Annotated in this window: 10 protein-coding genes; 5 read left to right on the forward strand and 5 right to left on the reverse strand. The window is 65.2% G+C overall.

Translation table 11 applies throughout. The features are described from left to right. Nucleotides 1-38: 38 nt before the first annotated feature. Nucleotides 39-1,673 carry an alkaline phosphatase family protein gene (locus ACFB49_RS08790; protein WP_380879901.1) on the reverse strand — a complete coding sequence of 545 codons (1,635 nt, stop codon included), beginning with the start codon at nucleotides 1,671-1,673 and terminating at the stop codon, nucleotides 39-41. Nucleotides 1,674-1,750: 77 nt separating this feature from the next. On the opposite strand from ACFB49_RS08790, the gene ACFB49_RS08795 reads away from it, so the two are divergent. Both ACFB49_RS08795 and ACFB49_RS08800 read left to right on the forward strand, forming a co-directional pair. After that, nucleotides 1,751-3,805, forward strand: coding sequence for a protein-disulfide reductase DsbD family protein (locus ACFB49_RS08795; protein ID WP_380878563.1), 2,055 nt, complete (start codon nucleotides 1,751-1,753; stop codon nucleotides 3,803-3,805). Nucleotides 3,806-3,850: 45 nt separating this feature from the next. Beyond that, entirely contained in the window at nucleotides 3,851-4,456 is a 606-nt protein-coding gene (locus tag ACFB49_RS08800; protein ID WP_380878565.1) for a redoxin domain-containing protein, read from the forward strand. Between the two features lies 1 nt (nucleotide 4,457). Here ACFB49_RS08800 and ACFB49_RS08805 read toward each other — a convergent pair whose 3' ends face one another. Both ACFB49_RS08805 and ACFB49_RS08810 read right to left on the reverse strand, forming a co-directional pair. Further along, nucleotides 4,458-6,116: an amidohydrolase gene (locus ACFB49_RS08805; RefSeq protein ID WP_380878567.1), complete on the reverse strand. Its 1,659-nt coding sequence runs from the start codon at nucleotides 6,114-6,116 to the stop codon at nucleotides 4,458-4,460. Continuing rightward, nucleotides 6,113-7,036, reverse strand: a complete 924-nt coding sequence (locus ACFB49_RS08810) for an NAD(P)-dependent oxidoreductase (RefSeq protein WP_380878569.1) — start codon at nucleotides 7,034-7,036, stop codon at nucleotides 6,113-6,115. Before ACFB49_RS08810 ends, ACFB49_RS08805 begins: the two co-directional genes overlap by 4 nt. Nucleotide 7,037: 1 nt before the next feature. Here ACFB49_RS08810 and ACFB49_RS08815 point away from each other — a divergent pair, with 1 nt between their 5' ends. From ACFB49_RS08815 to ACFB49_RS08825, 3 genes are all read left to right on the forward strand, one after another. Continuing rightward, complete coding sequence (locus tag ACFB49_RS08815; RefSeq protein WP_380878571.1) at nucleotides 7,038-8,279, forward strand: threonine ammonia-lyase; 1,242 nt, start codon at nucleotides 7,038-7,040, stop codon at nucleotides 8,277-8,279. Nucleotides 8,280-8,418: 139 nt separating this feature from the next. After that, nucleotides 8,419-9,177, forward strand: a complete 759-nt coding sequence (locus tag ACFB49_RS08820; protein WP_380878573.1) for an arginyltransferase — start codon at nucleotides 8,419-8,421, stop codon at nucleotides 9,175-9,177. 110 nt (nucleotides 9,178-9,287) lie between these two features. After that, complete coding sequence (locus ACFB49_RS08825) at nucleotides 9,288-9,563, forward strand: hypothetical protein (RefSeq protein WP_380878575.1); 276 nt, start codon at nucleotides 9,288-9,290, stop codon at nucleotides 9,561-9,563. A gap of 63 nt (nucleotides 9,564-9,626) precedes the next feature. On the opposite strand, the gene ACFB49_RS08830 is transcribed toward ACFB49_RS08825, so the two are convergent. Together ACFB49_RS08830 and ACFB49_RS08835 are read right to left on the reverse strand one after the other, a co-directional pair. After that, nucleotides 9,627-11,267, reverse strand: a complete 1,641-nt coding sequence (locus tag ACFB49_RS08830) for a long-chain-fatty-acid--CoA ligase (protein WP_380878577.1) — start codon at nucleotides 11,265-11,267, stop codon at nucleotides 9,627-9,629. 76 nt (nucleotides 11,268-11,343) lie between these two features. Further along, a complete protein-coding gene (locus ACFB49_RS08835; RefSeq protein ID WP_380878579.1) occupies nucleotides 11,344-13,737 on the reverse strand; it encodes a TonB-dependent receptor in 2,394 nt (797 codons plus the stop codon). Nucleotides 13,738-13,772: the final 35 nt, after the last annotated feature.

The following is a 13,772-nucleotide window of genomic DNA, read 5'->3' on the forward strand; positions in this document are numbered from 1 at the left end:
CATTTCTACCACCGATGGCGTCGCGCGGCGATGCCGTTTCAGGGGCAGGTCGATCCCGATCCGGCATCCAGATCGAGGCAGCGGCCGTCGATTTCCTCCGTGGGGATGTCTAGACCCACAAGCGCGCCCAGCGTCGGCAGGATGTCCACGGTCTCGACCGAGAGCGGCTGTTCGAAACCTACGGTTCCCGGCCGGTAGAAGAGAATCGGTACGCGGCGGTCATTCTGCCATGGCGAGCCATGGGTGGCGACCGAGCCCTTGATGGGATCGGCGATCGGCATGACCTGCGGCTTCAATGCGATGATGATGTCGCCCGAGCGTTCCGGGTCGAAGGCGGCGCGAAACCGCTCCACCAGCGACCATTCCTCCACCGGGGGCTGCGGCGAGGGCAATCGGCGGAGATCCTCGGCCGTGAAAACCTCTTCGACCTGGGGATGGGCGAGCAGCTTGGCCTTGAGCGCCGTGATCATCCGCGCACGAAGCTCGGCCGGCACCTCGCGGGACAGATACCAGTCACCGAAGGGGCCGTCGGAATGGATCAGATCGTCCTTGGTCTTGACCCCGAATTCCTTGGAAAGCTCCGCCGCATAGACGGAAGCGCTAAGCTTGGGATCGACACGCTCAGCGCGGGGGAAGCCGCGTTGGCGGGCACGTTCGGTCAGGTCATGGCCGCCATGATCGGCGGTGAGCACCACGACATAAGGCAGCTTCGTCGCATCGAGCGCGGCAAGGATGCGGCCGACATTATTGTCCAGCGTCACCATCTGCGCGCACATCTCCGCGCCCTCGGTGCCGAAGGTGTGGCCGACATAATCGGTCGCGGAGAGGCCGATCGTCAGCACATCGGTGCCGGCGCCGCGGCCGAGCTTGAGTTCGTCGAGCAGGCCGATGGCGAGATCGGTCGTTGCGGTGTCGAAGTCGCCGGCGGCGCGGAAGCCCTTGAAATCTTCCGCCTTGCGATCGGCAAGCACGCCGACCTGCTTGCCCTGCCCCAGCGGCACGGCGACCGAGCGGGAACGGCAGATGGCGGGCAGTTCGGCCTTCGAGGGCTTGGCCACCAAAGCCGCGACGCGCGCGTTGATGCTGGCGACCGTGGCCGGCGCGGGGCCGGTGCGATCGACCAAAGAGACATAGGATTTGCCGCCCCAGAACCAGATTTGATCGGTCGTGTGACCGCCCATCATGATCGCCGCGCGATCCTTGCCGGCGACCGCGACGACGCGGGTGGCGGGATCGGTCGTCTTCATCCGATCGCCCAGCGTGGGCACCTTAAGATATTGGGGAGAGACGGTATATTTTTCCGAGTCGCTGCCAGGGACCGAGGGGTCTTCCGAGCAATAGACCTTCTTGTCGGCGCGCGGCAGCGACAGATCGAACCAGTTGTTGGCGATGATGCCGCTGCGCGACGGGCGCGATCCGGTCAGGATCGTCGAATGGCCGGGGCAGGTTTCGGTGGCGGCATGGCTCTGATAGCCGGCCGGGAACACCGCACCGTTGGCCAGCCGCTTCATGCCGCCGGTGAAATGCTGGCGATATTCCGCGAAAAGATCGGCCGAAAACTGGTCAACCGAGATGGCCACGATCAGCTTGGGCTTTGGCGACGGGGCCGTTTGCACCTGCGCCACTGCCGGTGTCGCCAGCGCTGCCGCCGCGACAGTAATCTTTTGCAACAAATTCACTTGGCTGCTCCCCGTATGCGCGTCGGCCCTGGCGGTGCTATACCCCCGGCATGCCACAGTTTGGAGCCCCGATGATCAGCTTCGGTTGCCGATTGATGACAATGCTCGCCGCGCTGCTGCTGGCGGTGCCCGCATTCGCACAAGGTCTGCATATCCAGCCGCGCCTCGTCGCCGAAAGCCAGGCTCCGGCCGCCGGCAAGACGGTGACGCTGGCGCTGGCGATGAAGCCGGATGCGACCTGGCATGGTTACTGGAAGAATCCCGGCGACTCCGGGATCGAGACAGTGATCGACTGGACGCTTCCGCAAGGCGTGGCCGCGGGCGAAATCGGTTATCCGGTGCCGCACACGCTGATCATCGCCGGGCTGATGAACTATGTCTATGAAGGCGAATACGCCCAGCTGATCGAACTGAAGCTGCCCGCGGGCCTCGCGCCGGGGACGAAGCTGCCGATCCGCGGCACCGCCAAATGGCTCGCCTGCACCAAGGAAATCTGCGTCCCCGAGAAGGCGAACATCGCCGTCGATCTGGTCGTGGGGGATGGCAAGGCGGATGCGGCGCGCGCCACCGACTTCGCCCGATGGCGCGCAGCGATGCCCAAGCCGCTCGGCAGCCAGGGCCGCTTCGCGCTGAATGGCGATACCTTCCGGCTGGCCGTGCCGATCCCGGCCAAGCTCAACGTCGCCGACGTCTATTTCTTCCCGCTGACCGACGGCGCCATCGCTTACGCCGCGCCGCAGAGTGTGACGCGCAATGGCGACAATCTGATCGTCGAGGTCAAGGCGGCGGAGGGCGCGGCCGGCTTGGCGCAGGTCGACGGCGTACTGCGCATCGGCAAGGATAATGGCCTGACCCTGACCGCGAAGCCGGGTGATGTGCCGGCGGCCGGGACGGCCGTCGCCGCATCGGTCGAGGGCGCTGGATCGGGCGGCGTCAGCACCGTCGTGTTGGCGTTGGGCGGCGCGATCCTGGGCGGGTTGCTGCTCAACATCATGCCCTGCGTCTTCCCGATCCTGAGCCTGAAGGCGTTGAGCCTTGCGCGGGCCGGCGGCGACGAGCGCGGCGCGCGGCACGAAGCGCTGGCCTATACCGGCGGCGCCGTGCTGACCTGTCTCGCTCTCGGCGGTGCTCTTTTGGCGGTCCGGGCCGGCGGCGAGGCGGCAGGCTGGGCGTTCCAGTTGCAGGACCCGCGCGTGATCCTGTTGCTGCTGTTGCTGACCGCGGCAATCGCGCTCAATCTGGCCGGCCTGTTCGAGCTGCCAGCAGTGGCCGGCGGCGATGCGCTCGCCAATCAGGGCGGCACGCACGGCTCCTTCTGGACGGGTGCCCTTGCCGCCTTCATCGCGACGCCCTGCACCGGCCCGTTCATGGGTGCAGCCTTGGGTGCGGCGCTGGTTTTGCCGGCGGCCGCCGCGATGGCGGTGTTCGCGGGGCTTGGGTTGGGGCTTGCCCTGCCCTTCCTCGCGCTCGGTTTTATCCCGGCGCTGCGTCGCCGATTGCCCAAACCCGGCCCGTGGATGGACCGGCTGCGGCGCTTCCTCGCCATTCCGATGTTCCTGACCGCGCTCGGCCTGGCCTGGCTGCTCGGCCGGCTGGCGGGCGTCAACGGCATGACCTTGGGCCTGGGCGCGGCATTGCTCACCGGTTTCGCTCTGTGGTGGGTCGGTCGCCGGCAGGCTGCCGGCAAGCGCGCCGCCTGGTGGCCGCTCGCCCCCGCCGCCGCCGCCGCACTCGCGCTGATGGTGACGGTGCCCCGCGCGCCCGCAACCGCGGCGGCACCTACCGCCGGTGCGCTCGGCGCCCAGCCCTTCAGCGAGGAGAAGCTCGCCGCGCTGCAGGCCGAGGGCCGCCCGGTCTTCGTCTATTTCACTGCCGACTGGTGCCTGAGCTGCAAGGTCAACGAAAAGGCAGCGATCGAGCGGACCGAGGTGGCAGAAGCCTTTGCCGGCGCCAATGTCGCGGTGCTGGTGGGCGACTGGACCAATGGCGACGCCGCAATCGGCCGCTTCCTCAACCAGCAGGGGCGTTCGGGCGTGCCGCTCTACATGTTCTACCGGCCGGGCCAGCCGCCGGAAATTCTGCCGCAGGTGCTGACGCCCGGCACGCTGACGGCGCTGGCTGCTTGAAATTTGGGGGCCTTATCTCGTCACCATGAAAGGAAGGAAGTGCAGATGATCCGCCAGTCCATTGCTTTCGCCGCCGCCATCACGATTGCGGCCCCCGTTTTCGCGACCGCCACGGTCGGCCAGCCCGCGCCCGACTTCATTGCCGCCGATGCCGATGGCAAGCCCGTCAAGCTGTCGAGCTTCAAGGGTAAGACGGTGGTGCTGGAATGGAACAACCCCGGCTGCCCCTTCGTCCAGAAGCATTATGAAAGCGGCAACATGCAGAAGACGCAGGCCGCCGCGCACGGCCAGGGCGTTGTGTGGCTGACGATCAATTCCGGCGCGCCGGGCAAGCAGGGCCATATGACCGGTGCCGAGGCGCAGGCCTTCGAGAAGAAGGAAAAGGCGCATGCCACCGCCTATCTGCTCGATCCCAAGGGCGTGGTCGGCAAGCTCTATGACGCCAAGACGACGCCGCAGATGTTCGTCATCAACCCCGCCGGCACGCTCGTCTATGCCGGCGCGATCGACGACAAGCCGACTGCCGACGTCGCCGACATTGCGGGTGCCCGCAACCATGTGCTGGCAGCACTTGCCGACGTGAAGGCGGGCAAGCCGGTCTCGGTCGCAACCAGCAAGCCTTATGGCTGCGCGGTAAAATACGCGAGTTGAGCTACTTCCGCACCCACAGCCGCTTGCCGCCGACCCACGTCTCCATCACCTTGGTGGCACGGATTTCGGCGGGGGTGGCGGTGAGGATGTCACGGTCGAGCAGCAGGAAATCGGCGTAGCGGCCGGGTTCCAGCGTGCCGATCTTGTCCTCGGCAAAACCGGCGAAAGCGGCGTCGCGGGTGAAGGCTGACAGGGCCTGCGGCATCGTCAGCTTCTGTTCGGGCATCCAGCCGCCGGGCGGCTGGCCCGACGCATCCTCGCGACTGATAGCGGCGGCGAGGCCGGCGAAGGGATCTGGGCTTTCGACCGGAAAGTCCGATCCGAAGGCAAGCCTCGCGCCCGCCTTCAACATCGACTGCCACGCATAGGCGCCGACCAGCCGTGCGGGGCCGAGGCGGGCCTCGGCCATCAGCCGATCCGATGTCTGGTGGACGGGCTGCATGGACGCGATGATACCGTTGCGGCCGAAGCGCGGCAGGTCCGCGGGATCGACGATCTGGGCATGTTCGATCCGCCAGCGGCGATCGCCCTTGTAGGTGCCGGCCAGTTCCTCGATCGCATCCAGCGCCTGAGCATTGGAGGCGTCACCGATCGCGTGGATCGCGACCTGAAAATTGTCCATCGCCGCGCGGCTGCCGAGATTCTTGAGCTTGGCGTCGTCGATCAGAGTGAGGCCGCGCTGGCCCGGAGCATCGGCATAATCCGCCTTGAGCCGCGCTCCGCGCGAGCCGAGCGCACCATCGTCGATCAGTTTGACGCCGACCATGCGCAGCCGGCCGTTGTAAAGCCAGGGCGTGGGGCCAGTGCCCGCGATCGAGATCAACGGCTCGATACCATAGGCATAGGAGATGATCCGTACGCGCAGCCGGCCCATGTCACCCGATCGGCGCATCACCGCCCAGTCATCCGCGCTGGTGCCCATGTCGGCGACGGCGGTGATGCCCTTTTCGATCAGGATTTCCTGCGTCTTGGCGAAAGCGAGGTCGCGTTCGAGCGCTTGCGGCGGCGGTACGGCCTTCTCCATCAAGGCCATCGCCGCGTCGACGAAGACGCCGGTGGGCTTGCCGCCGGCCATCTCCACGCGGCCGCCGGCAGGTGATACCGTCTTGGGGCCGATTCCCGCCAAAGCTAGCGCGGCGCTATTGGCAACGCCTGCATGGCCGTCGATGCGCAACAGCCAGACTGGCCGATCACCCACCGCCGCGTCGATATCGGCGGCCGTGGGAAAGCGGCCGAGGCCCCAGCGCTCCTGGTTCCAGCCGAAGCCGACAACCCAGCGCTGATTGGGATTGGCGCGCGCCCAATCCTGAATCTTCCGCTGGGCCTCCTCAAGCGAATTGGTGCCGGACAGGTCCACCTGCAGCGCCTGATAGCCAAGGTGCATGACATGGCCGTGCGCGTCGATCAGGCCGGGGATCAGGGTGCGCCCCTTGCCGTCAAGCTTATAGTCCAGCTTCTCCGGCCTTTTGTCCTTGGCCGAAAGCGTTCGGACGACCTTGCCCTCGCCGTCGATCAGCAGGCCCGAAAAGCGATCGACCGCACCGTCCTTGCCGATGCTGTAGCCGTTCACATTGTCGATCAGCCCGTCCGCGTGCGCCGCCGAGGCAGCGAGCGCCAGCGCTGCGGCCGCGCCGAGCAGGCGCCCTCCCACCCGCTTCACTGCTTGATGCGCCGCACCAGTGCCGACAGATCCTGCCGGCCGGCGCCCATAGCCTGCACCTCGGCATAGAATTGGTCGATCAAAGCGGCGGCCGGCAGGGTCGCACCATTGGCGCGGGCCTCCTCCAGCGCGAGGCCGAGATCCTTGCGCATCCAATCAACCGCGAAGCCCTCGTCGAACTGCTCGGCTGCCATGCTCTTCCAGCGATTGACGAAATACCAGCTCGACGCGGCGCCGGCGGAAACCGCTTCGAACACCTTGTCGACGTCGAGTTCGGCGGCCTGGGCAAAGCGCAGTGCCTCCGCAATTGCCTGCATGGTGCCGGCGATGCAGACCTGATTGACCATCTTGGTCTGTTGCCCCGCACCCGCGCCGCCAACATGGACGATCCGGGCGGCATAGGCCTTCATCAGCGGCTCGGCGGCGGCGACCGCTTTCTCCGATCCGCCGCACATCACCGAAAGCTTGCCGGCCTCGGCCCCCGCCTGACCGCCCGAAACAGGCCCGTCGACGACAAGGAAGCCGCGATCCTTGCCCTCGACCGCCAACTGGCGGGCGATGCGTGCCGACGCGGTCGTGTGATCGACGAACACCGCACCCGGCTTCATCGTGCGGAAACAGCCGTCACCCCGCAGCGTCACCGCCTCCAGATCGGGGTCCGCGCCGACGCAGGTGAAGACGGCGTCCGCTCCCTCTGCCGCGGCCGCCGGTGTCGGCGCCGATCGGCCGCCATGGGCCGCGACCCAGGCATCGGCCTTGCTCGCCGTGCGGTTATAGACGGTCACGTCATGCCCAGCGCTGAGCAGATGACGGGCGATCGCACGGCCCATGACGCCGAGGCCGATGAAAGTTACCTTTGCCATGGCCCCCGAATAACCATGGTTTCGCCAATCCGCCAGATGGGCTAGAGCGCCGGGCATCATGGCTACTGCAGTAAAGACCCCCGCTCCGCTCCCCGTCTCCATCGCCGACGTGCAGGCGGCGCAGATGCGGATTGCGGACAGCATCGTCCGGACCCCGACGCTGCTGAGCAAGACGCTGTCGGACATGACGGGCGCCAAGGTCTATCTGAAGTTCGAAAATCTGCAGTTCACCGCCGCCTACAAGGAGCGCGGCGCGCTCAACAAGCTGCTCCAGCTCGACGAGGAGGCGCGGACGCGCGGCGTGATCGCAGCATCCGCCGGCAACCATGCCCAGGGCCTTGCTTACCATGGCGCGCGGCTGGGCATCCCCGTCACCATCGTCATGCCGAAGTCGACGCCGACGGTTAAGGTCTCACAGACCGAAGGCCATGGCGCGACCGTGATTCTGAGCGGCGAGCGCTTCGACGACGCCTATGAGCACGCGCTGATCGTCGCCAAGGAGCGCGGCCTCACCTTCGTCCATCCGTTCGACGACCCAGCGATCATCGCCGGTCAGGGCACGGTGGCGCTGGAAATGCTGGCCGACGCGCCGGACATCGATACGCTGGCGGTGCCGATCGGCGGCGGCGGCCTGATTTCGGGCTGCACGATCGTTGCCAAGGGGCAGAGCCGACCGGTCGAAGTGATCGGCGTCCAGGCCGAACTGTTTCCGTCGATGTATAACCGGATCAACGGCGCGGACCTGCCGATCGGCGGCGACACGCTGGCCGAAGGCATCGCGGTGAAGGAGCCGGGCGCGATCACGTCCGCGATCATCCGCGAGATCGTCGACGACATGGTACTCGTCTCCGAACGCGATCTCGAAAAGGCGCTGTCGCTCCTGCTCCAGATCGAAAAGACAGTGGTCGAAGGTGCGGGCGCGGCTGGGCTGGCCGCATTGATTTCCAATCCCGAACGGTTCGCCGGCCGAACCGTCGGCCTCGTCCTGACCGGCGGCAATATCGACACGCGCCTGCTGGCAAACGTGCTGCTGCGCGATCTCGCCCGCTCCGGCCGCCTCGCCCGCCTGCGCATCCGGCTGCAGGACCGGCCGGGGGCATTGTTCCGCGTCGCGCGCATTTTCGACCAGGAAGCGGTCAACATTCTGGAACTCGCGCACCAGCGAATCTTCACCAACCTGCCGGCCAAGGGCCTGAGCCTGGATGTCGAATGCGAGACCCGCGACAAGGCGCATCTGGAGCGACTCGTGGCAGCGCTGACGGCTGACGGCTACGAAGTCACGCCGGTCGAACTCGCCTGAGAGTCAACAGGGGGTTTTGGCGCCTTGCGGCCCTTAACCCTCTTTTCATGGTGAACGGCCTTTTCATATTTTCGGCCTAACTGCATAATCATCTCATCAAGCCGACCATGGTGGACGGCTTATGGGTCCGGGGCCAGCCGTGAGCGCACCATTCCGCTTCCCGCGCTTCTTCGTAACGACACCGTCGCCGTGCCCCTATCTGCCGGGCAAGACGGAGCGGAAGGTATTTACCGAGCTGTCCGGTCCGCATGCCGCGGAGCTGAATGACGCCCTTGGCCGGATTGGTTTCCGCCGCAGCCAGAACGTCGCCTACCGGCCGAGCTGCGCGGATTGCACCGCCTGCGTTTCGGTGCGCGTCGTCGCCAGCGAGTTCAAGCCCAATGCCAGCCAGCGCAAGCTGATCCGCCGCAACGCCGATCTCAGCGTCAACGCCTGCAAGCCCTGGACGACCGAGGAACAGTTCGAGCTTCTGCGCCGCTATCTTTCCGCCCGCCATCCCGGCGGCGGCATGGCGGAGATGGACGATCTCGATTTCGCCGACATGGTCGAACAGACGCCGGTCAACACCTATGTCGTCGAATATCGCGATCCCGACGGCAAGCTCGTGGGCGCCTGCCTCAGCGATCATCAGGCCGATGGCCTGTCGATGATCTACAGCTTCTTCGACGCGCAGAATGTCGATCGGCCCGGCCTCGGCACCTACATCATCCTCGATCATATCATGCGTGCCGCAAAATCCGGTCTGCCATATGTCTATCTCGGCTACTGGGTGAAGGGATCGCCCAGGATGCAGTACAAGACCCGCTTCCAGCCGATGGAGCGGCTGGGTTCGGGCGGCTGGACGCGCTTCGAGCCGGAGCCGGATGCGGCGACCATGCTCGACGCCCTGCTCGGTTAAATCGCGGCAACTCCACACTCCTTAATCGTAGCGGCAACGGAACCACCGCGGCGTTGGGCGGTTTGGGCTGGGTGCCGGGCGCCTTCCGGCGAGTGAAGATGGAGAAGAACATGCGTGCTTCGCGCCTATGGCAACTGGCAGCGGTGTCCCTGATCGCAGCGACACCGGTGGTCGCACAGGCACAGGCGACGCGGGCGGCATCACCCGCATCCAGCCTTTCCTTGGTCGGGGCACCCGCACGCGCCGGCGCTACCATGACCCGGCAAAACCGGCTGGAAGGCAATGCCGGCTGGATCATCGGCGCAATCGGCGTGATCGCTGGTGTGACCTATGCCTTCGTCGAGGGCAATGACGACAGCGACCCGGAAACCCCGGTCAGCAACTGAACAAATTCCATGGCAAATGCTGCTCTGCCTGGCTGGGTTCAGGCAGAGCGCTTTTGTGTGGCACTAGTTTAACGGCGCTCTCAGTTTTCCCTCGCGGTGCAATTCGCGCAGCTTAAGCTTGTTGACCTTTCCGGTTGGTCCGAGTGGGATGGCGTCGATAAAAACGATTTCATCCGGCATCCACCAACGCGCGATCCGACCTTCGAGGAGATCGCGAAGTTCATGATCCGCCGGGCGTGCGCCGGGTTCGGCCTGCACGATCAGCAGCGGCCGTTCGTCCCATTTGGGATGGGGCACGCCGATCGCTGCGGCATTGGCGACGCCGGCATGCGACAGCACGGCATTTTCGATGTCGATAGAACTTATCCACTCGCCGCCCGATTTGATCACGTCCTTCGCTCGATCGGTGATCTGCATGGCTCCGTGATTGTCGATCGTCGCTACATCGCCGGTATCGAACCAGCCATCGGCATCGAGCACATCGCCGCCGTCGCCATCAAGATAGCCGCCCGCCACCGCAAAGCCGCGCGCCTTGAGCCGGCCGGGGGAGTTTCCGTCCGCGGGCAGTTCTTCCCCATCTTCGTCGACGATCTTCAGCTCGACGCCAAAGGGCGGTATGCCCTGCTTCAGTTTCTGGCGGACCTGAATGTCGCGATCGGCATCCGCCAGCGCAGGCATAAGGCCGCCGAGCGTGCCCATCGGCGACAACTCGGTCATTCCCCAACCGTGGATCACCTCGATCCCATAATCATCCTCGAACGCGCGCAGGATCGCCTCGGGAAGCGCCGCGCCGCCGATCACCACCCGCTTCAGCCAGGGCAGGCACAGGCCATGTTCGCGCAGATGGTGGAGCAAGCCGATCCAGACTGTCGGCACCGCCGCGGTCATCGTCACACGTTCGCTATCCAGCAGTTCGTATATCGACGCGCCGTCAAGCTGGGCACCCGGCATCACCATGCGCGCGCCCGCGGCCGGGCAGACGAAGGCCATGCCCCAGGCATTGGCGTGGAACATCGGCACCACGGGCATCACCACGTCGTTCCGGCCGATGTTCAGCACGTCCCTGCCCAGCGCCATCATCGCGTGCAGCACGTTGGAGCGGTGCGAATAGAGCACGCCCTTCGGATTGCCCGTCGTGCCGGAGGTGTAGCAGAGACCGCAGGCGGCATTCTCGTCGAAGCCGCCCCAGGGCGTGCCCGTGTCGCGGCCCGCGATCCAGTCCTCGTAGCAAAGCGCTCCCAGGTCATTGGCCGGCATGGCATCGCGATCGGCGATGATCACATAATGTTCGATAGGCAGGCGATCGCGGATGGATTCGATCAGCGGCACGAAGCAGGCATCGAGAACAAGCACGCGATCCGCTGCATGGTTGGCGATCCAGACGATCTGATCGGCGTGCAGACGCGGATTGATCGTGTGCAGCACGGCGCCGATTCCCATGGTGCCGTACCAGCATTCCATGTGCCGCTCGCCATTCCACGCAAGCGTCGCAACGCGATCGCCGGGCCGGATGCCCTGCGCCATCAGCGCCGCCGACACCTGCTTGGCGCGGTCATGCAGCGCGGCATAGCTGATCCGATGAATGTCACCACCCAGGCGTCGGGTGACGACTTCGGCATCGCCATGCACACGGGCGGCATGATCCAGGATCTTGTCCACCGTCAGCGGCCAGTGCTGCATCAGGCCCTGCATCTCGATCTCCATCCTTTTCGGTTCCCCCGCCCAGCCACCCCCATGACCGAGCGGGTTCCCCTCCTCCCCCGAACCTAACAGCGTAGGATCAGAAGCGGAAAGTGGCCGACGCACCATAAGTGCGCGGATCGGCGTGGAGTGTGCGGATGGCGGTGCTGCCGGGGAACACGCCGTTGCGCAGACCCAGCGGACCATCAAGCGTCTGATACAGATTGCCGTTGGTATATTGGGTGTTCGTCAGATTGTTGCCGAATACGGAAAAGGACCATTGGTCGTCCGCGGAGTTGATCGTCACGCGCGCGCCGAGCACCGCATAACCATCCTGCACCGTCTGCGGGTTTGCGTCCGAGACCAGGCCGTAGAACTGGTCGGACACGAAGGCGAGGTTGCCGTTCAGCACCCAGCGCATCCCCGTCGAGCCGATGTCACCCGACCAGTCGACCGCGACGCGGGTCGTGAATTCGGGCGAGAAGGTGTTGGGCTTGCCCTTCAGATCCTGCGTACCGCCAAGCCCCGGCAGGCCCGGCGCGTTGGGATAATCGCGGAAGGCCGAATCGAGGTATGCGAGCGAGGCCGTGACCTGGAAATCGCGCACCGGCGCCATCACCATATCATATTCGAAGCCCTGCTGCCGCAGCTTGCCGGCGTTGAGCACGGTGAAGCTGGTGCCGTCGAAAGCGCGATCCTGATAGCCGCTGATGTCCATGCGGTAGAAGGTCAGGTTCGCCGTCAGCCTGTTGTCGAGCCAGCTCGTCTTCGCGCCAAGCTCGTAGTTGGTCGAGGTTTCGCGATCGAAGACGCGCTTGGTGGAGATGAGGTTGCCGTTGGCGTCGAAGGTCGACAGCGCCGGCGATCCGCCGCCGCTATTGTAGCCGGCAGACTTGTAGCCCGTCGACACATTGGCGAAGAACAGCATCGCGCGCGTCGGCTGATAGTTCAGGCTGACGCGATAGGTGAAGCGCTCGTCATCGATCTTCGGGAAGGTCAGCACCTCGGGCGCGCGCAGCCCCGCGACGAACGGGTTGGTGATCGTCTGCGAATAGGTGCCCTTCTTCTTATCCTTGGTGTAGCGCCCGCCGAGCGTGAGCTGGAGTTCCTCGGTGAAATGCCAGGTAAGCTGGCTGTAGGCCGCATAGCTGTCGACGGTCTGCGTCACCTGCTGGTTGGTGGCATCGCGGCCGCCATTGGCCGTCAGGAAATTGTTGCACGCGCCGCGCACTGGCCCCGGCGGCGTCAGCACGTTACAGAATTGCGCGTTCATCTGGAATTTCTCGCCGAGGCTGTAATCCTCGGTGAAGTAATAGAGGCCGGCCACCATATCGAAATGGCCGTCGAACCATTCGCGCACTGGCGAGATGAACTGCAGTTCGTGGTTCTGGCTCTGCGACCCGAAATTGCCGACGCGCGACAGGATCGGCGCGGGCGTGAAGATCACGTCGCCGTCGAGCTGATCGCTGTCCCAGTCACGATAGCTGTTGATGAGGCGCAGGGTACTGCCATCGAGATCCCAGGACAGCGTGCTGGAGACGCCCCATTGCTTGTCGTCGAGATCGGCGGTCACATACTGGTTCATGAAGCGATCGCTGAACACGGTGTCCGGCAACTGGCCGCCCAAGCGCGCCTGCAGCGTCGCGAGCTGGGTGGGCGAGACCGACTTCTCGTCGAAGTCGATATTGGTGAAGCCGTCACCCTTGATTTCGGAATAATCGGCGCGGACGATCCATTCGAAATCGCCGAACTGTCCGCGGAAGCTGCCGCGCAGCGCGATATCGTCGGTGCCGCCATATTGCTTGCCGTCGAGATGGTTCTTCCAATAGCCGCCGAACCATTGCCCCATGCCGGCGACGCGCACCGCCATATTGTCGTCGATCGGCATGTTGACATAGCCATCGAGCTTGTAGCGATCGCCATTGCCGATCTCACCCGTCACGCGGCCCGAGAAATCCTGCTTGGGCGTCGCGGAATGGAGCGACAGCGCGCCGACGCTGGCGTTGCGGCCGAACAGGGTGCCCTGCGGGCCGCGCAGCACTTCCACGCTTTCCATGTCGAGCATCGAGCCGACGATCGCGCCCGCGCGCGGCACATAGATATTGTCGACGAAGACGGCGACGCTGGGCTCGATCGTCGTGTTGCTCGCCGATCCGATGCCGCGGACATTGAGGCGCAGGAAGGAGGACTGGACGCCCTTGTTGATCTGCACATTGGTCGCGATGCGGCCAAGATCCTGGACCGAAGTGACATTGGCCGCGGCCAGCGCCTTGTTGTCGAAAGCCGCGATCGAGATCGGCACGCGCTGCACGCTTTCGGCACGCTTCTGGGCGGTGACGATGATGTCGCCGCTATCGGCGTCCGCACCGGCAGCAGCGTCTGCGCTTGCGGCAGCATCCGCCGCCACTTCCTCGGCCAGCGCCGGCGTCGCCGAAGACAGAATCAAGGCGACAGCAAGCGGGCTGGCGCGCAGGCGCCATTGATCGAGCTTCATTCAAGTATCTCCCCTAGGATTTTCGTGAGGCTAAT

This window comes from Sphingomonas sp. DBB INV C78 (assembly GCF_042693015.1).
Classification (GTDB): domain Bacteria; phylum Pseudomonadota; class Alphaproteobacteria; order Sphingomonadales; family Sphingomonadaceae; genus Sphingomonas_E.